Source organism: Paenibacillus taichungensis (genome assembly GCF_050994985.1).
GTDB lineage: Bacteria > Bacillota > Bacilli > Paenibacillales > Paenibacillaceae > Paenibacillus > Paenibacillus taichungensis.
The window spans coordinates 5,030,726-5,053,661 of the sequence record NZ_CP194720.1; the positions used below are offsets into that span (position 1 = coordinate 5,030,726).

The window sequence follows — 22,936 nt, forward strand, 5'->3', positions numbered from 1 at the left end:
CTGCATCTCTAAGTAGTGTCATTCTCTCTACAGAAGTTAATTCTGGTGCAAACCTCGCTGCTCTTATGCTGGCTTGTGCTTCGTCCAAAGCAAAATTTCGTGCATACGTTGCATCATCAAGATTATATAGTTCAAAGGCCTTCCGCTTTTAAACGCTTCATCTGAAAAACCTGGCTTTGGGCTGCTTTAAACTGTCTAGAGACTGATAACAGCTGTTCCGGGGTTACTTTTATCGTCGTCATGTGGCACCTCGTTTAAAATATATCCGTTGTTATCTGAATCCAAGGGAGGAGTATGATTTATGTAAGATTCAAACGTACTTCTGGTCCTTTATTATAAAAGCAGCTCATGTCATTTCGTAGCTACTGGCGATTTATTTTATCTAGTTCGTATTACCCTTATTTTTCCACATATAACATTACAACTTCAAATCAGTCCCTATTAAAACTTTTCTTTCTCAAAAAAAACACCCCAGCATGAACGCTGAGATGTCTTGATACTGCATAGCTATTATGATTCTTCTACAAACACTAAACTTCTTTCCCATGGTTCTTCCTGAATCGAATCAGTGACCAGAGAATCAGTAACACGAGTACAGTTAGGCAGATGCTGATGCTGAATCGGTTGCCTTCATCAAATACAAACATGACTGCAATGACACCGAGACAGAGCACAGCAGCTCCAGTTACGTAAGGAAATCCCCAAACCTTAAATGTCGGCTGTACCGGATATCTCTTGCGCAGCTTCATCTGTGATGTGGCGATACAAATCCACACGAGCATCACGACAAACCCCGGAACCGCCAGCAGCACGCGGAAGAGCTGATCTTGTGCGAATAGCCCCAGCATGGAGCCCCCAAGCAGAATCACAGCACATACCAGCAGTGTATTTACCGGACTGCCGTTGCGATTCGTATGTGATAAAGCCTTGGGAGCTTCACCACCTACCGCCATAGAATGCATCATACGGGATGCGCCATAAATGCCGGAATTTGCAGCAGACAGAACGGCGGTCACCAAAATAAAGTTCATAATATGTGCTGCACCCGGAAGTCCCGTGGAAGCCAGCACCTGTACAAAAGGACTACTCTCGGGCCCTAATTCATTCCACGGAATGAGCCCACAGATGATGAGAATCGGCAGCGTGAAAAATAAAATGATTCTCAGCATAAAGTTCCCTACAATTTTGGGCATCACCTTGTCCGCATTTTCCGTCTCCGTTAAGGTTAAGCCAATAAGCTCAGATCCTCCATAAGAGAACATGACGACCAATAATGCCGAAAAGATCGATGACCATCCATTAGGGAAAAAACCGCCTGCTTGCGTGTAATTATGCAGATAAGGCGTGTTATCACTTGGAATGATCCCGAAGATCAGACCAGCCCCGAGGATAATAAAAATAATAATCATGGCGATTTTAATGCCCGCCAGCCAAAATTCAAATTCCCCAAATACGCCCACACTCAGCAGATTAATCAGTATAATAAACACCGCACACGCAAGGCTCAACGCCCACAGCGGCACTTCCGTGAACCAATACTGCAAAAAGCTCCCTGCTGCAATCACCTCAATCACACATACCGACAACCAGAGGAAACAATACATCCATCCCATGATAAAGGAGACTCTGCTGCCGAACGCTTCCTGCACAAAGTCTTTCATATTTTTATTCTTGTATACCGTAGCCATCTCCGCCATCGCAGCCATGACAACCAGTAACAATAATCCTGCAAAAATGTACGTTACAATAACTCCTGGACCTGCAAGTCCAATTGTTTCGGCGCTTCCTTTGAAAATTCCGGTTCCAATGACACCGCCCATAGCCATAAAGCTAATATGCCTTGGTTTAAGTTTCTTCTGCAATGTTCCTTCTGTCTGAGCCAATTCAAGTCCTCCTGATGTAAAAAACGTCTGCATTTCTGTTTCATGTTTATATAAACATAATGTCCAGTATACCCTATTGTCCATGCCTCAGCCCAGCAGTTCCGTACGGCCAATTCATCCCAAACGAATGCTGACATAACCTATGTTTTATACCCCACAGTGAGACAAAGCAATCTGTATGCAGTCCAATTCGTTCATTTGAATACATTCTACTCTTCTTGCGATCTCCAATATGTATGATTTGTTGCAGTCCATCACTTCGCAAAACAATTAATAAACGTAAAAAACCAGCCGTCTGTATGCAACAGAATACTGGTTTCCTTTGTCCCTGCTATGTTTTACTTCCTATCATGTAATTTATAATTCCTTCGTCATAAAAGCGCTGTTCGGGTCCAAACTATAATCTGCGAATGGCTCACAGTATACAAACCCAAAGTCCTCATACAGCTTACGCGCCGGAATAAAAGAATCCATCGAACCTGTCTCCAGACTGATTCGTTTATATCCCCGATTCTTGGCAACCTCAATAATATGGGCAAGAATTTGTCTTGCTACGCCTTTTCTCAGGTAGGCTGATGCTGTACGCATCGATTTCAATTCTGCATGCTCCGAATTCAATTCCTTCATGGCCCCGCAACCAAGCAGCTCCTCCGCTTCCCATGCACACCAGAATGTTATCTCAGGTTTCTTTAACCCATCGAGATCCAGGGCATGAATGCTTTCCGGCGGCGAATCTGCTGCCATTCCCTGCAGATGTTCTGCAATTAATCCAATGACTTGATGACCGCTCAAATCGTCTACTTTGATCTCCATATCTACCACTCCTGCCGACATTTTGTTGTGTGTTGTATCACTGAATACATGTCTATTGTTTATATAGTACTACCATGACAGGTTTCCTGACAACAACTTCAGAAACACGAATGAAATGTCTATTGTGACACCCTTAAATTTCCATTATAGTGAAGCTATCTGAAACCAAAAGGAGCGAGGAATATTGCGTAGCAGCCATATAGCTAATTGTCGTGCTGAGGTGAAGCGAACTTAATTTGTGAAAAGGAGACCATCATGACATTATCGACTGAAAATCTGTTTTATAGCAAACGCTTGAAAATGACTCCGCCCCGTGCTGAAGACGTGCAGACCATGCTGCAATGGAATGAAGATCCTGAGTATTTGCGAAATGTGGATACGGATATTGCCATTCCATTTTCGGAAAAGCAGCTTGAAGATGAAGGCGAGACAAAGGACAAGGAAGTTTACTTTCGGCTTCGAACGCTTGAGGATGAACAACTGATCGGATTCGTTGTCATTCACAGCATTGAATGGAACAACCGCTGCGGACAACTTGCCATTGGCATTGGACTCGCAGAGCATCGCAACAAGGGATACGGAACGGAAGCGTTGAACCTTATTTTGCGGTATGCCTTCCATGAATTGAATCTGGACCGGGTCGGTCTGGATGTCATCGCCTATAATGCCAAGGGCATCCGTGCCTATGAGAAGGTCGGCTTTCAGTTGGAAGGTCGTGCTAGATCAGCCGTGTATCGTGATGGAAAACGCTATGATCGCTTATTGATGGGAATTCTAAGACCAGAATGGGAAGTACACAATCAGATCAATGTGGAGGGTGGACAAGCATGAATATGAATGCGGAAGTTACTGAATTTATCGAACAGATCCCGGTTCCCTGGCAAGCCCAGGTTGCAAGTAAACTGCGGGAGTTGGTACATGAGTCCATCACTGAAGTAGAGGAACGTGTGCAATACAAGAAACCTCATTTCCTGAAAAACGGTAAATATGCAGCAGTCATCTCCCCTTCCAAGCCAGCAGTATCCTTCACGATCTTCAATGCAACCGGACTTGAGCTGCCAGATGGGATATTTGAAGGCCCAGCGGAACGTAAAACAATCAAGATCAAGGAAAAAGATACGCCTGACTATGAGTGGCTGGCTGCACTTCTGACACAGGCATCGGCAGAACTTTAAGCTGGTATCGAGGATATAACGTGTCATAGATTTTTCTAACCGACTATAGCAACTATTAAAAAGGCCAACCAGGATATCTGGTTGACCTAATCATACGAGGGGGCTTCCTAGAATGTTAAATACATATAGGATAGCCCCTTTTGGGTATGCAGCTGTCAATACAACAAGTCGCTCTATGCAATAACAGATCATTAGAGATCACTCATCAGGATTGTTGATAAGATACCGCGGTCATCTGACACGGCTCGCAAATGAACATGTAATACATGCCATCCCCGTACTCTTCAACCTCGCTCCAGTCCATTTGTCCAACGGCCCTCATCCTAGAAGAGCAGCATGGACAGTTCGGATACTCCGCGTCCTGAACCCATCCGGGGTGGCCCCCGATCTGGGATGTAGAAGGCTCCATCGCCCACTCACTGCCATGGAACGCATGACGTGGAGCAGTCGCAATCCGAAACTGCCGGCCTGCATCCGGTGCAAGCTGAACATTGTCGTCCGGGTCAAGGTCATCCGCTCCCATCGGCATCACATTATGCGCACTCCAGAACGGTTCACCTGCTGAATCCATCTCCATATAAACGACGCCATAACAACTGCAACTAACGCAAGTCTGCACTTGAAGTCGCTCACTGTTCCAAGCAACATCCTGCAATGCTGGATGCCGTACATCCAGATCAATTAAGGTTGTTAACTGACTGCCACACCACTCACAGTTATCGTCACCGGTCAACAGCATGGAGATCGGATCGCCAATAGATGTGTCGTCAGCCCCTTCATTCTTTTTTACTTTATAGAGTGAATAACTTGGGGTGATAAATAAATCCCTGCGCTGGCCTTCATTCGTTAACTCCCAACCCGCTTCGGTAGTATAGTGCTCTGGTGCGACATGCAGCTGATCTGCCCAGCAAGGCGGAGACTGCCTCCATTGCTGGAACTGACGTACAACCACTTCATCTCCAATATAGGCGAGCATGAGCAACAGATTATTCTGATTCTCATCATCGGTGTTCACCCGCTGCAACAGTTGATCACGTACTTCGGCCGAGGCGCTCTTATACAAAATGACAGGGTAGTAGATTTCGCGCTTCAACAGCTCAGGAATCTGTGCAGACAACGACGTATCATGGTAACAGACCAGATACACCAAAATATCTTTACCTGTATCGTCATCCCCTATGCGAATCAGCTGCATCGCATAATCGATCATGAGGGCTTGCTGCTCCGTAGACAAGGACAGATATACCTGTTCTTTGGAATACTCATATGCCACATAACGAATTAGCGGATCATGAACCTGGCGTGTATACATAATTTTCAAAATCTCCACAGGGTCCGTGATTCCCTCATACAAGTCCACGTCGCGTCGATTGGCTTCAATGTATCTCTGATGTGCCTCGCGTTCCATCTCCTGCTTGCAAGGCATGCAGTACCCACCTGTTCTGGCAGCCGTTGCTGGCAAAATTGTATTTGGGCACTCCTCTCGTATGCACGGAATACGTTCTGTCATCTATGGGTACCTCCTCTGCTATTGATCACGCTTCACGATCCATCGAGTCCAATCGATATCAATCAGCGGGAAGGTAGATTAGTGATGTCCCAGTTGATCCTTCGTAAATTCATAAAATGCGATCGCATCTTCGCTGCTGGCAAAACCCGCCTGTGCCATCTTATCGCTGCCGCCACCTTTGCCCTGGTAGGCTCCGAGATTGCCCTTGAAGAAAGGTCCACAAGCCCACTCCGGCGGCTGCCCGTTCTGCGCCAATACAACTTTGGCCTCCGAGATGCTCGCAAAGAGTACAAGGCCCTCATGTTCTGATGTCAGCTTGGTCGCCAGACTCTGCATATCTTTGAGCGATTTGTCCTCAAAGATTTGAGCAATGACAAGCCCTTCCCGTGCAGATAAAAGCTCTTGCGCATAATAAGCGTCATTGGAAGATTTCGCAGCGTTCAGCTCTGCTTGCAGCTGCTTTTGTTCTGCTTCCATTTTGTCGATCCGATCCGCAAGCTCTTCTCGGCTGGTCTTCAATTTGGCTGTAATTCCGGTCAGCACGCTTTGTGCGGCGTTGAACTCATTCAGTGCTCGGTATCCGCATTTAAAATAAATCCGGGTGCCGCCCTTCACTTTCTCGGTTTTCAACAGTTTAATAATCCCGATCTCTCCTATGGCTGACACATGTGTTCCACCACAAGCGTTATATTCCACGCCCTCGATCTCCACGATTCGAATATCTTCGGTTACGGAAGGTTGCTTCACCAGCGGCAGACGTGCCGCTTCTTCCGCTGTGACCCAGGAACTGCTGATTTGGGCATTCCGGTAAATCTGCTGATTGACCTCCATTTCAATTGCAGCCAGTTGGTTCGCTCCCAGTTCGGCTGCGGCCACATCAATCGTGATATAATCTGTCCCCAGATGAAAGCTGAGCGTCATCGCATCTGCCAGCTTCAGCGTAATAGCTGACAGCAAATGCTGCCCGCTATGCTGCTGCATATGATCGAATCTGCGCTGCCAATCGATGTGGCAATCCACGTCATTCTGGTCCGGCGCACGCTCCAGCTTGTGCAGCACCTCACCATCTTCACTAATCACATCCAACACATCAATGCCGCCGATCTGCCCCAGATCACAAGGCTGTCCACCCCCATGCGGATAAAAAGCAGTCTCTGCCAGCGTGACATATATACCGTCTTCCTTGTCCACTCTGCCTGTAATTTGTGTATGCCACTCCCGTGTGTACGCGGAGTCATAATAGATTTTTTGCGTCATCGAATCATCCCGATCCCTTCTCGTTCAAATGGCTATCCATACTCTCCAGATTACACTATCTGGAACCGCCAAGCCAAATTTCTCGCCTCACATCTCCGTTTTCCATATCAAAAAGACCGCTCTGCAAGCCAAGCTACAGAGCGGTCTCCTTACTTATATCCGCTATCCACGTTTAATGAAACGTTGGAAATGGTTTGTACCTATGATTACACCAAAACGAGATGCAGTCATATTAATTTGGTATAGACACAAGAGCGAAACAGACAGAAAGGACCTGAAGAAGCGGAGCGTGCTCCTTTATCACCGGATTTCTCCCTTCAGGGGAAAATCATTGAAATCCGGGGGTAAGAGAGATCGAAAGGTTTTCTGTCTGTGTAGTTCCTGAGTGTCTAAATCAAGCATGGTCTGCAATCGGAGTGGCCAAGTGTAATCTCGTTGCACTCCATATTTATTTCATTGACTCGGATAGCTCTGTGAAAATAACACCCAGCGCATATGCGCCAGCATCCGGGTATCCGAGACTGCGATCGCCAACAGCACCCGCGCGGCCCATGCGTGCCACAATGTCTTCTGTTTTCTTCGCGCCTTCTACTGCCGCTTCCGCACCTTTGGCAAACGCCGTTTTGAAGTCATCTCCAGACTTCGCACTTTGCGTCCATGCGTCTGCACAAGGGACAAGTGCGTCAATTAATGTCTTGTCACCTACAACGGCACCACGTCCGAAGGAACGTTCGCCAGTAGACTGAATCCCCTGCACTGCCGCCTGCATCATATCAGCGAACTCTGCAACGTTCAATTGCTGCTTGTCACCAACGGCTTTGCCTGCTGCCCGGAATGCCGAACCCCAGATTGGGCCGGATGCACCACCGCAGTATTCCATAATGACAAGAGAGCATGCATCGAGGAATGAACCGATATTCTTTTTCTCTTCGTTCACGATATGGTTCCATTCGCGTTTGAGCTGTCTAAAGCCCTTCGCTACGCTCATGCCAAAATCGCCGTCACCTGCATGGGAATCCAGTTCACAGAATGGTACTTCGTTCTTGATGATGATCTCACTCATCTTATCGATCAGGTAGACGATATTATCCACGGAGAATTGATTGTTGTTGATCACCGCAGACGTTGCAGGTGTCTCCACTTCATAGGATACTGGCGCATCTTCAGTCACGACGGCTTCCAGTGCTTCGGAATATGTCACTTGTGCTACTGGAGGACCAGACACTTTGAAAGCAGGTGTATCACTTTCCTTAAACAACAACGTTTTCAGTTCATCGTCCAGTTTCAGGATGGTTACCGATGCGCCTGCCATATCGATGCTCGTCATGTAATTGCCAACAAACGTAGTGGCTACACCCAGACCTGAATGCTTTGCCAGCTCACGCTGAACCGAGTTGTTGAGCAGATAGAGCTCCTGCAACGGTGTAGCGCCAAAGCCATTGACAAGCACAGCAATCTCATCGGATGTATCGTTGTCCAGCTTCATGTCTGCAAGCAGTGCTTCAACCATACGTCCTGCAAGCTCATCCGCAGATACTAATTTCTCGCGGCGAATGCCTGGTTCACCATGAATTCCCACACCGAATTCCATCTCATCTTCAGCGATTTCAAATGTCGGTGTTCCTTTGGCGGGCACGGTGCAGGAAGTGAATCCAAATCCGATGCTGCGAACGTTCTGGGCTGCTTTCTCGGCTACGGATTTCACCTCTGCCAGACTGCGGCCTTCTTCGGCTGCGGCTCCAGCGATTTTGTGCACCAGTACAGTTCCGGCAACGCCGCGGCGTCCTACCGTATACAGACTGTCTTGAACAGCAATGTCGTCCTCAACCCGCACATATTGCACGTCAATGCCATCTTCCTCTGCAAGATGCGCCGCATTCTTGAAGTTCATCATGTCGCCGCTATAGTTCTTGATGATTAGCAGCGTACCCTTATTGCTGGCTGTGGCCTTGATCGCCTGGTATACCTGAATCTGGGAAGGGGATGCGAATACATCTCCGCAGACCGCAGCATCCAGCATACCTTTGCCAACGTAACCCGCATGAGCAGGTTCATGACCACTGCCGCCTCCGCTGATGAGGCTGACTTTGTCCCCATTAATCTCTCTGCGTTTAATGACCTTATATTTTTTCAAAAATTCAAGCTCCGGGTGCGCCAGCGCAATCCCGTTGCACATTTCCATGACAACATTTTCAGCCTGATTGATAATTTTTTTCATTTATTTCGCCTCCCGGCGAGCTTTTTTGTAGTCCCGTCCCATACGGTCAGCAGCCGCAATGGCAGCAGCCACTTCAGGAACAGTAATCGGGAACGGCATGGCGTGAATGGATTCTTCCGGAATACATGCGATCTCGGCCACCTTCAACAACTCTTCCTGAGTAATGGTATCTACACCGATATCCGCCAAGCTTACAGGCAGTCCCACTGCGAGACAGAAGTCCATGACTTCATGCAGCTCTTCGGTTGGTGCATTTTCAAGGACGAGTTGTGCAATCGTACCGAATGATACTTTTTCACCGTGGAAGAAGTGATGTGTACCCTCCAGAACAGTCAAACCATTGTGGATCGCATGGGCTGCAGCCAGACCGCCACTCTCAAATCCAAGACCAGACAACAGAATGTTTGTCTCAACGATGTTTTCCAGCGCTTGAGTCACGACGTTGCTGTCACTGGCTACTTTCGCTTTTAATCCATCCGTCAGCAGCATTTCATAACACAGTTTTGCAAGAGCAAGTGCTGCATTCGTACCTACTGCGGATGGCGTGTATCCTTCACGGGAACCCATCGGCAGACTTGCGTTAACACGAGAGTACGACTTTGCTGTAGCTCTTGCTTCGAAGTACGTAGACAACGCGTCACCCATACCCGATACAAGGAAACGTGTTGGTGCGTTTGCAATAACCGTTGTGTCCACGAGAACAACACTAGGGCTTTGTTTGAAATACGCATAGTCATCAAAAGCACCTTCCGGCGTATACAACACAGCAGAGTGACTTGTTGGCGCATCCGTTGCTGCGATGGTAGGACAGATGATTAGCGCTTCGCCTTCTGCCACACATTTGGCTGCATCGATCGCTTTACCGCCACCGAGGCCAATTGTACATGTGCATCCTTTTTCTTTCGCAATTTCCTGGAGACGAGCAACTTCCTCGCGGGAACATTCCCCTCTAAAACCGCTTTCAACAAACGTAATATTGAATTTTTGTGCCGTTTCATCGAGCTTCGCCTTTACACGCTGTACATCATCCGGATGTGCGATCAGCAATGCAGATTCACCAAAGGATTTCACAAAGTAACCGAGGTTCAACAATTCGTCTTCGCCTTGCACATATTTCGTTGGACTAATAAATGCTTTTCTCATAATGATATAAACCTCCTATGGATGATATAAGTTCGTTTTCGTTTACTGCATAAATGTCCTGCATACCTTCAACATTAAATACTCACAATTAACCTAAATATATACCATGCATATGAGGTTTACAGTGGACTTTGATAACAAATTATTATAATTTGCAATCGTAATTTTTTGCTTTTCAATGGAATCATGGTATCTTATTGTCATGCGATAGGTTAATTTTTGACATCATCTATACATTACCCGTCATTAACTCATCTTAATATGTACAACTTGCTAACTTTTAACGAACGAAATCATTCATCAGGTTAGCTATGGAGGGTTCCACCCATGATTAAAGAATATCTGCACATCAATAAAATCCTCGACCTGAATAAATGGAAGCGTCTACAGGATTCTCTTGCCACTGTGACCAAGCTGGCTATTCTAACCGTTGATTATAAAGGAATTCCCGTAACCAGCCATAGCAGCTGTCAGGCCTTTTGCCAAAATGTTCGCAAAGATCCCGAACTGCTCCCCTACTGCCAGAAATGTGATTCTCGTGGTGGTCTGGAAGCCGTTCGATTGAACGAACCTTATGTATATCTGTGTCATTTTAATATCGTGGATATCGCGATTCCAATCACCATTGATGGAAAATATATCGGTGCGGTAATGGCAGGACAGGTGAAGCTCACTGACCCGGAGAAAGGGACGGAACTGGAACAGATCGTCACGTCCAAGAACGTGCCTATGCATGCTGCGAAGCTAAAGGAATTACAGGACGATTATGACCAGTTGCCTGTCATGACCTATGAAGAGGTTGTGAAAATTTCCAACATGCTTTCTTTACTCTGTAACTACATCGTGGAGGAAGCACTAAACAAAAATTTGCTGGTGGAAATGTTCGAGAAAGCTTCGGGGCATCAGGAGTCTCTGAATCTGTCCACGATTCTACCTGGATACTCCATCCGTAATATTGAATCGATCAAAAAAGAAATGACCAATGCGATTGCGGATGCCTATCTTAAAAATAGTCCAAGTGATACAGAGAGCTCCAGCCCGGTGCTCCAACCTGCTTTTGAATATATTCACAGTCACAAGAGTGAGCAAGTCTCTCTTAAACAAATGGCCGATCTATGCCACCTGAGCTCAAGTTATTTCAGCAGGCTGTTTGCCAAGGAAACGGGTGAGAACTTCACGACTTATATTGCACGACTCAAAATCAAATGGGCCAAGCAATTGCTGGAGGTTACGGACATGCCCGTGTCACAGATCAGTGATGAACTGGGTTTCAATGAATCGGGGTATTTTATCAAAATATTTAAGAAATTCGAGGAGATTACGCCTGCCCTCTATCGCAAATACATGCAGGAACAATGAGCAAGCTTAACTATACGTTTTTGTTACCAGAGGAAGATCCATTGATATCTTTTTCGTATCAAAGATGGGGTTAAAAGATATTTCACCTATTAATCTGCCATTGCTACAATGGAGTCCAGATTACTTAGGGAGGCGTCACGAATGGAATATCGCAAATTGGGAAACAGCGGTTTAACCGTCAGTGAGATTTCACTGGGCAACTGGATTACACATGGAGCACAAGTGGATGATGGAACTGCAAAAGCCTGTGTCCGGGCTGCTTTGGAGGCTGGCATCACGACATTTGATACGGCAGACGTTTATTCCAACACCAAGGCAGAAACGGTGTTAGGACATTCTCTAAAGGAGATCCGAAGAGAAAGTATTGAACTGTGCACCAAAGTCTGTCATCCAACCGGCTCGGGTCGCAATGACAGAGGACTTTCCCGCAAACATATCATGGAGGCCTGCAACGCTTCATTGCGAAGATTGCAAACGGATTATATCGACGTCTATTATGCTCACCGTTATGATCCAAATACGCCGCTGGAGGAAACATTCCTTGCGTTTGCCGATCTGGTTCGTCAGGGCAAGGTTCACTATATTGGAGTTAGCGAATGGACTGCTGCTCAGATTGAAGAAGGTTCCGCATTAGCTCGGGAGCTTCGCGTGCCTTTTATTGCGAGCCAACCACAGTATTCGATGTTATGGCGGGTTATTGAGCAGAAAGTTGTACCAGCAAGTACACAAGCAGGCCTTGGCCACATTACATGGTCTCCCCTGGCCCAGGGCATACTATCTGGTAAATATATTCCGCACGAAGCGCTGCCAGCCGGATCACGTGCAGCGGCCGATGCTGGAGCACCCTTTTTCAACAATCTGGCTGGTCGGTGGTTACGTGACGATGTTCTAACTGCTGTGCAACAGCTTGTTCCATTGGCGAAAGAGATCGGACTGACACTCCCTCAACTCGCCGTTGCCTGGGTTCTCCAGCATCCGTATGTGTCATCCGTCATTATTGGTGCATCGCGCCCAGAGCAAGTCCTTGAGAATGTGAAAGCCTCTGGTGTTCAACTGGATCGGGACATCCTGTCCCGCATTGATGAAATATTAGGTGAATGGATTGAGAGAAACCCTGCCAAGACGGGTTAGAACAGGTTGTTCGGTCATCGTAGTGCAAGTGTAATAATCTTTAGCTCAACTTATATTCCCATCAACGATTTCATCTACAATATTCATAAAACGGGAAATCACTTCCTGATTCATGTCCGTCCGCCATGCCGTGTACAACGGTACGGAGGGCGGACTTTCTGCTAATGGTAGAAATACCACACCCCTCCGCTCGAACACATCTACTGAAGAAGGAACGATGGATATACCCATACCCGCTGCCACGAGATTCACAATCGTGTACATCTGAATGGCTTCCTGTGTAATACGAGGATCTACACCATGCTCCCTGCAATAATCCAGAACGAGACGATGGAACGGAGAACCCAGATGCCGTGGGAATAAAATAAAATCTTCGTCCGCTAGTTCTGTTATTGACACCTGAGTCTGTGAAGCTAAAGGGTGATGGTCTGGCAGCACTGCGATTAATGTTTCCGTCTGACAGACCCGGAACGACAAATGTCCGGTATGATCCTGATACCGCAAAAATCCAATATGGATCTGTCCATCTGCTAGTGCCTGCAATTGTTCGGACGAGGTCATCTCGTGCAACGTAAGTTCAATCTGCGGGTACGCCGCACGGAATTTTCTCAACACATCGACCATAATACTCCCTGAAGCCGAATCCACAAAAGCAACCGTTAAATGTCCAATGATGCCCTGGTCAGCCTTCTGCGTAAGCTGGATGGATCGCTCAAGTTGGGCCATGATCAGCCTCGCCTGTTCCAGAAATACGGCACCGGCTGCCGTGAGACGAACCATTTTTTTCGTGCGTTCCAGCAGCTTCACCCCGAGCTCTTCTTCCAGATTCTGAATCTGCTGGCTCAGCGGCGGCTGCGTCATATTTAATTTCTCAGCCGCACGGTGGAAATGAAGCTCCTCCGCCACGGTGATAAAGTATCGTAGTTTTCGAATATCCATACGTCTGGTGTACTTCCCTTCCGACTAGCCTGTTACTTCATCTGTTCCTGAACCCAAACAGCTGATTCAGCCAGCATCGTCATTAATTCATTAAAGTCCACGGCAATCTCACGAAGAGGCAGTTCTCCCGCATCGTGGATTAACATCAGGACCTTGCCAGAATTTTGATCCAGTATAGCAATGCTTCCTTCGCCAAACCCACCAATTGGAAATGGTTGCAGATCAGCGGGCAACTCGTATTCCTTCTCATATTCACGATATACATCCAGGAACTCGGGATATGCCCAGTTCAATTCTTTCACCGAATACAAGGCAGGATCGCCGAAGTTGCATGCACCAAATTCAAGCAAGAGCTCACGATACACTGCGGGCAATTTCACGTTATACTTTTGCTCAAAATCCTCAATGCTCTGTTGCGTTTCAGGAGTACACCCTTCTCCCATTGTTGTATTGTAAGCTTCAACCAAAAGATCACGAATGGGTTCCAATTCTTTCGACTCCACTTGAACTCCTCCTCTATAAATGAAAATCAATGAAATTGTGGTCCAAAAATATGTTCACTATTAACGACACGATGATACCAGAAGCTACATTATTACTGTTATTGCTGCATTAAAGTACCTTTCGTCACCTATCTTTCTTTTCCTGCAACAAAAATACCCTATCCAGCAAGTGGATAAGGCAGAATAAAACATAATAACCATGGCATATTTTAGTTCACATGTTTCCGCAGTTCTTCATCCAGCCATTCCAGCGCTGAACGCAGCTTGTCCTTGGGTACATTCTGATAACGATCCCCCGTTGACAATTCAAAGGCACAGCTATGCGCACTGGTCAGCTGCAAGTATGAAGTAATCCCTAGGCCAAATTGCTGAGTCATGGATGCCAGAATACGCTCCACCTCGGCTTGGGCCAAGGGAAAATGTACGTGAAACATATTGGAGACGGGTACTTCTGGCAATGTACGTATACCGTGACACGCATTTAACAAGGAAGCAAGTTCCTTCGCCTGCTCATAATAAAGCCCCATTTTGCCAATCCGTTCATTGAAATAATATTGAGAACTAAGAATATATGGATATAGGCCGATCAGATCGCCGCCGTGCCGACGCTTCCATATTTTCGATTCTTGCATAACATCCGTATCTCCTGCCAATATAGCCCCAGCGATTCCTCCAATGCCTTTGTAAAAAGACACGTAGACACTATCGAACAGACTGCAAATCTCGGCTGGTGTCTTCTGATAGTATGGCGTGATTTCGAACAAACGTGCCCCGTCCAGATGAAGCTTGATTCCACGTTCACGGCAATAAGCCGAGATTGCTTCCAACTCTTCATAGGCAGGCAATTGTCCACCAATCTCGCGTTGGGGCAGTTCAAGCAGCAGGCAGGAAATCTCTTCATTCATCCCCTCCACATCTTCCAATCGAATCAATCGGTCCTTATCCGCCAGCAAAATGGATTCAATGTGATGTAGTTCCTTCAGTCCGTCCTCTTCATGAATTTCCAGATGAGATAAAGGATGATAAGCTACCCGCTTGATGCCTTTGCGGTCACACCAGATACGTAGCGCAATTTGCTGCGCCATCGTACCACTGGGGAAAAATACAGCGGATTCCTTGCCCAGAACGTCAGCCATCTGCTGCTGGAATTGATCAATGATTTTGCCGTTGCCATAATGATCACTATATTGTTCCCCATCCACCTGCTCCAGCGCTTCCTGAAGTACTTTGACTTTACGACTTCCGTGGCCGCCTATAATAAACTCTGCCTGATTAAAAGCTTCCGCTAATGTTAACTCTGTATTCTTCAAGGTTATTTACTCCTTTATTGTTCTGGTTTTTTGGTTCGTTATCATCTGCACCAGTGCACCCAGCGCTCCGTATTGATGCTCACTCCGGGAATGCACAAATCCTACTTCCAACCTGCGATACGGATCAGGCAAAGATAACACTGTAACCTCGCCTCTCCTTTCGGCTTTCGTAACCGAGGATCGTGGGAGCAATGACACACCTATTCCCGCAGATACGCCATTCATAATGGTGTCCAGTGTTCCATATTCCGTAACGTTGAGGGTGTGCACGCCTTGATCTTTCAAAAAGGCTTCTGCCTGCGCGCGATGGGTACAGCCTACTTCAAAAAACAACATCGGTTTGCACAATAGAGCATGCATTTCATGGGTTCCGGGTTCTGCAATCAGTACCAACTCTTCGTCGTACACTTTCATATAGTTCAGCTCAGGGTGGTCGATCGGGCCATATACCAAAGCTCCATGCAGCTCATGTTGAATGACCTTCTGATTGAGTTCATGTGTCCCCCCTGTAATTAACGAATGCTGAACCTCGGGGTAACATAAACGATATTCAGCGAGCAGCGGCGTCAGATAACTGGAGGCAGCGGTCTCAATCGCACCAAGACGAAGCATCCCTGCAGGTGGATTTCCGATCTGCGTTGCCTGCTCCGCTTCATATAATAAATGTAATATTTTATCCGCATATCCCAGCAAATTCTCACCCGCTGGTGTGAGCAACATGCCCCGGTTGGAGCGATGAAACAGCGGTACTTGCAGCTGATCTTCCAACTGTTTAATTCGTGTTGTTACATTGGATTGCACATAATTCAGCGCTAATGCTGCTTTGCTGATACTGCCTTCGCGGGCAACCGCCTGAAATATTTTTAAATCTCCTGCATCCATGCCCTGATCACCTGCTTGTTATCTATTATCTGAATTGATACTGACATTCATTTTTGTTCATTTTACGTGAATCTGCCCCATCTGTACAATGAGGCTCAGTAGTGAAGTTTTTATATACACAAGGAGGAATTTTGAAAATGAAAGCTATTATACATTCCGGCCATAGCGGCCTTGAAGGTCTTCAATATACAGAGTCAACATCTCGAGCACCCGAAGCCGGTGAAGTACAGATCCAACTAAAATCTGCTGGAATTAATCATCGTGATCTGTTCATCATGGCAGGTCGTACATCCCAGGACACACCACTCATTCTTGGTTCCGATGGAGCAGGTGTAATCATAGCAATTGGAGATGATGTAGAGGACTTATTTGTAGGTGATGAGGTCATTATTCACCCTACTCTCGGTTGGGACCACGCTGTTGAAGTACCTATTGTGCCCGATATTGTAGGAGGCCCTACGGATGGAACTCTCGCACAATATATTACGCTGCCTGCTAGAAATGCCTTGCCCAAACCCTCTCATCTATCATGGGTGGAAGCAGGGGTGTTGTCCCTTTCGGCTTTGACAGCATACCGCGCCTTATTCACTCGTGGCGGACTTAAGCAGGGTGAACATATCCTCATTCCCGGTATTGGCGGCGGTGTAGCGACCTATGCCCTGCTCATGGCCGTAGCTGCGGGTGCCAAGGTAACCGTTACATCCAGAAGTGAAGCCAAGAGACATGAGGCCCTGCGTCTGGGCGCTTTCCAAGCTCTAGACAGTCATGCAGACTGGAGTCTGCAGAATGATCTTGATCCTGTTGACTTCATCTTGGATAGCATCGGACAAGCCATGTTCCCCAAATATTTTGATATAATCAGACCAGGTGGCCGTATCGTGATGTATGGCGCAAGCTCGGGAGATGATCTGGCTGTTCCAATCCGCTCGATCTTTTTCCCGCAAGTTAGCCTGATTGGCACCTCCATGGGCAGCCGTGAAGAGTTTATTCAGATGCTGCAATGGGTAGAGAAACATGATATACATCCTGTGATCGATGGTATATATCCGCTACAGGACACAGTGAAAGCATTCGAACGTATGGAAAAGGGAGAGCAGTTTGGCAATCTTGCTATACTCGTGGAGTGACATCTGGTTTTAGATGGACCTTCATTAATTAGGTAAAATCATTTTACGATAATGGGGTGAATCCATCTGACCCGTCTCGCTAAACGTACAGCAATTGTTCTTGTCGCGATTATACTTTTGGCCCAAATTCCGATGTTGAAAGCAACCTTTGCCCGCGGGGTAACTACGCTATATGTGAACATAAAGTACCCCGAACGATCCTTTCAATACAGGGATTTCATCTATGAATCTCATTTTGGAAGCTATCTCGTTTCTTATGCTGATCAAAACGGACAACTCATTAGCCTGATGCTAGAGCCCAAATTTTTACCGGTGATCGTTACGTATGATCCATTGGATCAACCCATGAAAGACTAAATTATTCACTCTATGAATCATTCAGGAGGTATCAACATGTCCAGCCATTTGCACTTGGTAGAATTAGTTCGAAAGTTGATGAATGCCGAAGGAACAGAAAATGAACTGGATGAGATGCTAAACGAGCTACAGCAACAGATGCCTTATGCTGAGATCAGTAATCTGATTTTCTGGGATGACCGAGACCTGACCCCCGAACAGATTGTGGAGGAGGCCTTGGCTGCTCGTCCGATCATTCTTCCGCCCCAGCCCTAACATACTTTAGGAGGTGAATGATTGGATATGTCTGATTTGAATCATAACAACAATGAACAGCCTGATTTTAACGCTGTATGTGGAGAAGAAAAACTACAAGCACTTCGTGATCTGATCGAGCTGACGGATAACCACCTTACTCAGCAAGTTCTTGCTATTGGCATGGATACGAACGAAGAAGATCTGGTACGCATCGAAGCGTGGCGTGCTCTTGGTATGGCAGGCTCCTCTGCTCTTCTGGGTGAAATCCTTCATGTTGCCGCGCAACTTGTTCGTAATCCAGAAGAAGATGAGGATGTACAGATATATGTCTTGCAAACTCTCGCTCTTCTGCCCATTACAGAAACCGAGATCAAGTTGGCTCAGGAGGTTTTGGAGGGGGATGCGTATATTTTGGTGAAAGAAGCGGCCTTTGCTATTCTTGTTGCACATCAACATGTTTCTGGTGCAAAGTCCGCATTAGAGTCACTTCAAATAAACACGAATTTTACGAAAACTGAATCAAAACCAGGAGAAGCTGCTACGAAATCTGTCCGAACGAACAGAGGAACCGAAGATTGAAATTCTCAGACCCCGTATGTATCCATCTCCGGTTAAATATTAAAATCCTCCATACTCAAGTTCAGAGCATGAAGGATTTTTAATATCGTTAATGAAACATACTACCTAGTAAACTGTATTTCTTGGTTTATTACCCTCAACTCTACGGTGTATGTTTACCCACGTACTGTAAAGTTCCTTTAGGGAACTCGTTCCACTCACCTGTTAATGAGAACTGTTGTGAACCCGTGTAAATCCCACGTTTGCGAATAAATGTCCCACCAGCAGGCATAAATTGATCATGCGAGGATGGGTCTCCCAGTACATCGACAATTCTTCCGTCCTTTTTGAGAACCAAAGCAACGACGTTATACTCATTCGGGTTATACAATTCCAGTTCATCATTGTAGTACGTGGCTGAAGTGATGTCAAAAAAATCATAAAATATATAATTTATATAAATGAAAGGCATTCCTGGAACAACATCGAATACATTTTTCGTCGTCACCTTCATTGTTGACGTCTTTTTCATCCACTGATACACATCCACTTGATAACCTGTTGCCTTGTGAGACGGATTTCCGTCACCAGTATAGTACAGTTGGACAACACTACGTCCATCTCCTGCATCCATGTATTGAGAGAAAAACAACTCGGGTGAGCCTTGTGGAAGCGAATTGACCTGAACGACCACGGCTCTACCATCATTTCCAATAATCCAGAAGTACAACGGAGATGCGGTTAAAGGAATTTGAGTCGTATTCATCGTATCCGGTCCCGTAAATGTCGAATCTGGTGTGCCACTGTATAGTTTGAAACTTGTCTGTCCCGGGAACAAATTCGAGGTTGAATAGGTTAGAGCATCCTGCACCCCTGATTTTGTATTGATCTGCATCACTCCAGCATTCACCAGAGAAGCGGTACGAACATTAAAGGAATACTCTGCCTCTCCACCTTTTCCATCCTTCGCCGTCAGGGTTAATGGGGCTACTGCATTACCTGTCCCCGGCTTCAAGGTTAATAGGCTACCATTAATGCTTGCATTAACTGCTTCGCTCGAACTACTGCTAATTGCAAATTGTAACGAATCTCCATCGGGATCACTAAACAATTGACTCAGATCAAACGTACGATCATTCGTTACCGTTGGCGTTAACACTTGTTCGTAAATGCTGCTTACAACCTCTGGTGATATATTAGGGCCAGCAGGCTCGCCTTGTATGGTCATGCCAAAGGATACTTTCTCCCTTCGTCCAGACTGATCATAAACCGACAACGTCACGGTGGTCTGTCCTTCCGCAACTGGAGCGACAGATACCTTTGGACCAGTGGTAGAAACCTCCGCAATATTGACGTCTCCAGAAGAGGCATCAACCGTTAAAGTACTTATATCAAAATTTAACAGGTAAGGAGTAAGATCTATATCCAAAGTCGACCAAGGCCACATGATTGTTTGATCTGGGATAGAACCAATACTTCCTGATTCTAAGACCTCCACATCAATAGAGGCTGTTGCCTCTTTTCCATATACATCTTTTGCTATAATGTTAGCTTCAAATTGACCAACCCGCTTGGGATGAATAATCAGCTTGTTTTCTTGAATGCTCATCTCTGCTATCAGGAAATTATTAAAGTCAATTGGCGTTTGAAACTCTAACACATCTCCGTCAGGATCACTAAAATATTGTGAGAGATCAATGACAATATCCTCCTTACCCAGAAACAACGTTTGAGCAGGTAGATCACTCGTAAGAACTGGAGAAGCATTAGGCTTAGGATTAACGCTTATTGGAAATCCAGTAGAAACGAAACCTCCCCTACCATCTTCCACCGAATAGTTAATGGTATATTCTCCAAATTTCAAAGCAGTCAAATTCAGTACTCCGGAAACTTCCTCCACTATTAATCCATCCGGATCAGATGAACTGGCGCTGAATGTAAGTGGGTCACCGTCCGGATCACTATAATAATCATTTAAGTTAACAGATGGAATTCGATCTGGTAGGAAACCCAAGTATACGTTAATCGAACTAGGTGACTGTCCTACCGGATTCAAATTCGGTATAGGATCTACATTAATATCAAATGTTCCACTTGTTACTCCACCCTTGCCGTCATTTACGGAATACGATATGGTATACGTTCCAAGTTGAAGAGCAGTTAACTTCAACTCACCTGTATTTTCCTCCACAGTAACCCCATCTGAATTGGATGAAGCTGCTGAATACATTAAAGCATCACCATCTGGATCGGTATATAGCTCGTTCAGTTTCACTACAGGGATGTCATCACCCAGATAGACGTCTATTTTCGATGGAGCTTCTCCCATAGGCGCACGATTTAGTGGTGGAAGAACAACAACCCTCATGTCGAGTTCTGTAACACCCGTACTGCCATCATCTGCGATTTGCCCATCATCCACTTTGATTTTAAGAACAACCTCTCCCGCCTTTTTAGGCGTTAACCTCAATACAGATTGCCCATATTCCGATTTTACGATCTCTGTATCCACGATTTCCGGGGCACTATTCAATACACTGTAAAGCAGCTCCGATTCATATTTCTCATCATCCATAACATAGACCATGAGATGGACATCTGTGCTGCTTGACCCGGCTACAAGCTCTTGATCCGGGATCGGTGATGGAAGAGGTGGTGCATTCACGTTGACGTCAAATGTGGACCTCAGCCTTTTGCCGCGACCATCATTCGAGGACACAGTTATTGTGGCTGTACCATGTTCCAAGGGTATAATTTCGAGATTTGATCCACTAAGCACAACCTTAGCTACTGAGGATTTGGACGAAGCAACCGTATACGTTATTGAATCACCATCCGGATCAGTCACATAGTCGTTCAGGTTTAACGTCTTACCCTGACCATTTGCCGTAAACTTGCGATTTTCAAATGGCTTCAGCAGTTCAGGTGATCGATTGGCAACAACAGGAGTTGTTTCGCTCCCTCCCGTTCCACCTGACGAAGAAGATGTCGCATTGGAAGTTACTGTTCCGGTGTTTCCACTTACGGCCGAAGATGGTACTCCAGCAGCCAGAGAAACCTCGGCAACCTTAATATTCCCTGTTATATTAACCTGTGCTGCTGCATTATTCACCTGAAGTTGTTGAATGGTGCCCGCTACATTAAGATTAACAGCACCAACCCCTTCTACCGTTATTTGTTGCAGGCTGACATTACCCTTAAGTTGCAGAGGCTGTGACGTATTCAACTTGACTTTATCTACAGTTCCCTGCAATTCCACCTTACTTGCGCCATCTACAATGTTCAGCAAAGACAGCTCAGCTGTGTTTGCAATTTCAAGAGTACTATCGGATTCAATGCTAACCTCTTGAGCATTCGTACTGCCCGAGAACACCACATGTACATCACTTTTATCTATATTCACATTGTTTAGAACAGAGTCTTCGAACACAACGGTATTGCTGTCGCCACCCTGAACTGAAATAGATTGTTCTACTTTTATATTTTTGGCATAGAAATCATGTTCCATCTCTGGTGCTATCGTCAGTTTGCCTTTGATCTTAAGCCCTTGTACAGAAGTGAAGTCCGCCTTAATCGTCAGATCTCCATTCAATGTGGTTTCCTCAGCATTCAATAACAGATTACGGCTGAATTCCGCCTCTCCTGTCTGTGCTGATTTTCCGCCTTTTCTAATTTCCAAGGCGTTAATTTCGGTAATTGTATGATCTTGGCTCTTAAACTGTATACCAGCCTGATCAAGTACAGCCTTGTTGCGTTCATTCAGAAGACCTGTCACTTGTTCAGATATCTGATAGACAACTCCGTTGATCTGAGCTTGGCTTCCATGGATTGACTGAACCACAGACAGGCGGGTTTCTGGGAAGATGGCTGACAACATCATACCTATGGCTTCGCCCCGAACAAGACCTTGTTTAACTTTATTCTCTCCCTGATATTCACTTAGAAGATTAGCCTTCTCAGCAGCTTGGATATAAGGAGCCGCCCACGCACTTGCCCCTTTCCATTCCGAAGGAAGTGACTCTATTTGATTGCCTTGTGTAGCATAAGCCGTTGCTCTCACCAAAACGGTGATCAATTCCTGTCCGGTAATCTCCGCTCGTGGATGGAAATACCCTTTTGTATCTCCCTGCAAAAGACCAGCCTTCTTCACCGCTTGAATGGAAGATGCTGACCAACTAGCTGAGTTCACATCTACAAATGGCTCTGAAACTTTCTTACTTGTTGTTAGTCCGAGAGCCTGCGCAAGAACAACCGCCAGTTCCTGACGGGTGATCGGATCGGTCGCCCGAAGGTTCCCATCCGGATCTCCTTTGATGAACCCCATGCCTACAGCCTTATTCATCGAATCATTTAATTGATTTGTAGCATTGGGGCCTGAAGATATGCTAGATGGGGTTATCTTCTGATCTGCTGAATCCTGACTCTGTGCTGCAACTGGAACAGTATTACTTAAGAGCAATGCAATCATGGCTAATTGTGCTGTTCTTTTCATTTTTCGCATTAGTATTCTCCTTCTGTATCTTCTGTTGAATTA

At 46.0% G+C, this 22,936-nt stretch carries 18 protein-coding genes; 7 read left to right on the plus strand and 11 right to left on the minus strand.

Going from position 1 to position 22,936, the window contains the following annotated elements:
• Positions 1-530: 530 nt before the first annotated feature.
• Both ACR1R9_RS22705 and ACR1R9_RS22710 read right to left on the minus strand, forming a co-directional pair.
• On the minus strand, positions 531-1,883 hold the full coding sequence (locus ACR1R9_RS22705) for an amino acid permease (protein ID WP_433956395.1): 1,353 nt from the start codon (positions 1,881-1,883) through the stop codon (positions 531-533).
• Between the two features lie 357 nt (positions 1,884-2,240).
• Complete coding sequence (locus ACR1R9_RS22710; RefSeq protein ID WP_433922620.1) at positions 2,241-2,696, minus strand: GNAT family N-acetyltransferase; 456 nt, start codon at positions 2,694-2,696, stop codon at positions 2,241-2,243.
• 255 nt (positions 2,697-2,951) lie between these two features.
• Between ACR1R9_RS22710 and ACR1R9_RS22715 the strand changes: the two genes are divergently transcribed.
• Both ACR1R9_RS22715 and ACR1R9_RS22720 read left to right on the plus strand, forming a co-directional pair.
• Complete coding sequence (locus ACR1R9_RS22715; RefSeq protein ID WP_083678997.1) at positions 2,952-3,527, plus strand: GNAT family N-acetyltransferase; 576 nt, start codon at positions 2,952-2,954, stop codon at positions 3,525-3,527.
• A gap of 2 nt (positions 3,528-3,529) precedes the next feature.
• A complete protein-coding gene (locus ACR1R9_RS22720; RefSeq protein WP_433923664.1) occupies positions 3,530-3,871 on the plus strand; it encodes a DUF1801 domain-containing protein in 342 nt (113 codons plus the stop codon).
• Between the two features lie 205 nt (positions 3,872-4,076).
• Here ACR1R9_RS22720 and ACR1R9_RS22725 read toward each other — a convergent pair whose 3' ends face one another.
• The 4 genes from ACR1R9_RS22725 to ACR1R9_RS22740 all read right to left on the minus strand — a co-directional run bounded on the left by ACR1R9_RS22725 (position 4,077) and on the right by ACR1R9_RS22740 (position 9,999).
• The gene (locus tag ACR1R9_RS22725; RefSeq protein ID WP_433922619.1) at positions 4,077-5,381 is read right to left on the minus strand and encodes a DUF1963 domain-containing protein; all 1,305 of its coding nucleotides are present in this window, start codon (positions 5,379-5,381) and stop codon (positions 4,077-4,079) included.
• 78 nt (positions 5,382-5,459) lie between these two features.
• Positions 5,460-6,638, minus strand: a complete 1,179-nt coding sequence (locus tag ACR1R9_RS22730; protein WP_433922618.1) for an alanyl-tRNA editing protein — start codon at positions 6,636-6,638, stop codon at positions 5,460-5,462.
• Between the two features lie 448 nt (positions 6,639-7,086).
• A complete protein-coding gene (gene dhaK / locus ACR1R9_RS22735; protein ID WP_433922617.1) occupies positions 7,087-8,856 on the minus strand; it encodes a dihydroxyacetone kinase subunit DhaK in 1,770 nt (589 codons plus the stop codon).
• Positions 8,857-9,999, minus strand: a complete 1,143-nt coding sequence (locus ACR1R9_RS22740; RefSeq protein ID WP_099855413.1) for a glycerol dehydrogenase — start codon at positions 9,997-9,999, stop codon at positions 8,857-8,859.
• Between the two features lie 327 nt (positions 10,000-10,326).
• On the opposite strand from ACR1R9_RS22740, the gene ACR1R9_RS22745 reads away from it, so the two are divergent.
• The gene (locus tag ACR1R9_RS22745) at positions 10,327-11,358 is read left to right on the plus strand and encodes a PocR ligand-binding domain-containing protein (protein ID WP_433922616.1); all 1,032 of its coding nucleotides are present in this window, start codon (positions 10,327-10,329) and stop codon (positions 11,356-11,358) included.
• A 141-nt stretch (positions 11,359-11,499) separates the two neighbouring features.
• Positions 11,500-12,489, plus strand: a complete 990-nt coding sequence (locus ACR1R9_RS22750; RefSeq protein ID WP_090952739.1) for an aldo/keto reductase family protein — start codon at positions 11,500-11,502, stop codon at positions 12,487-12,489.
• Positions 12,490-12,534: 45 nt separating this feature from the next.
• Here ACR1R9_RS22750 and ACR1R9_RS22755 read toward each other — a convergent pair whose 3' ends face one another.
• The 4 genes from ACR1R9_RS22755 to ACR1R9_RS22770 form a co-directional block, all read right to left on the minus strand.
• Complete coding sequence (locus tag ACR1R9_RS22755; protein WP_090952737.1) at positions 12,535-13,428, minus strand: LysR substrate-binding domain-containing protein; 894 nt, start codon at positions 13,426-13,428, stop codon at positions 12,535-12,537.
• Between the two features lie 32 nt (positions 13,429-13,460).
• Positions 13,461-13,931, minus strand: a complete 471-nt coding sequence (locus tag ACR1R9_RS22760) for an SMI1/KNR4 family protein (RefSeq protein ID WP_072735051.1) — start codon at positions 13,929-13,931, stop codon at positions 13,461-13,463.
• 209 nt (positions 13,932-14,140) lie between these two features.
• The gene (locus tag ACR1R9_RS22765) at positions 14,141-15,241 is read right to left on the minus strand and encodes a threonine aldolase family protein (protein WP_090807653.1); all 1,101 of its coding nucleotides are present in this window, start codon (positions 15,239-15,241) and stop codon (positions 14,141-14,143) included.
• A 6-nt stretch (positions 15,242-15,247) separates the two neighbouring features.
• Positions 15,248-16,123, minus strand: coding sequence for a LysR family transcriptional regulator (locus ACR1R9_RS22770; RefSeq protein ID WP_090807651.1), 876 nt, complete (start codon positions 16,121-16,123; stop codon positions 15,248-15,250).
• Between the two features lie 137 nt (positions 16,124-16,260).
• On the opposite strand from ACR1R9_RS22770, the gene ACR1R9_RS22775 reads away from it, so the two are divergent.
• From ACR1R9_RS22775 to ACR1R9_RS22785, 3 genes are all read left to right on the plus strand, one after another.
• Positions 16,261-17,250 (plus strand): quinone oxidoreductase family protein, encoded by a 990-nt coding sequence (locus ACR1R9_RS22775; protein WP_433922615.1) that lies wholly within the window; start codon positions 16,261-16,263, stop codon positions 17,248-17,250.
• A 393-nt stretch (positions 17,251-17,643) separates the two neighbouring features.
• Positions 17,644-17,862 carry a bacteriocin immunity protein gene (locus tag ACR1R9_RS22780; protein WP_433922613.1) on the plus strand — a complete coding sequence of 73 codons (219 nt, stop codon included), beginning with the start codon at positions 17,644-17,646 and terminating at the stop codon, positions 17,860-17,862.
• A 21-nt stretch (positions 17,863-17,883) separates the two neighbouring features.
• Complete coding sequence (locus ACR1R9_RS22785) at positions 17,884-18,423, plus strand: hypothetical protein (protein ID WP_433922612.1); 540 nt, start codon at positions 17,884-17,886, stop codon at positions 18,421-18,423.
• A gap of 142 nt (positions 18,424-18,565) precedes the next feature.
• Here ACR1R9_RS22785 and ACR1R9_RS22790 read toward each other — a convergent pair whose 3' ends face one another.
• Positions 18,566-22,903, minus strand: a complete 4,338-nt coding sequence (locus ACR1R9_RS22790) for an Ig-like domain-containing protein (protein ID WP_433922611.1) — start codon at positions 22,901-22,903, stop codon at positions 18,566-18,568.
• Between the last annotated feature and the right edge of the window lie 33 nt (positions 22,904-22,936).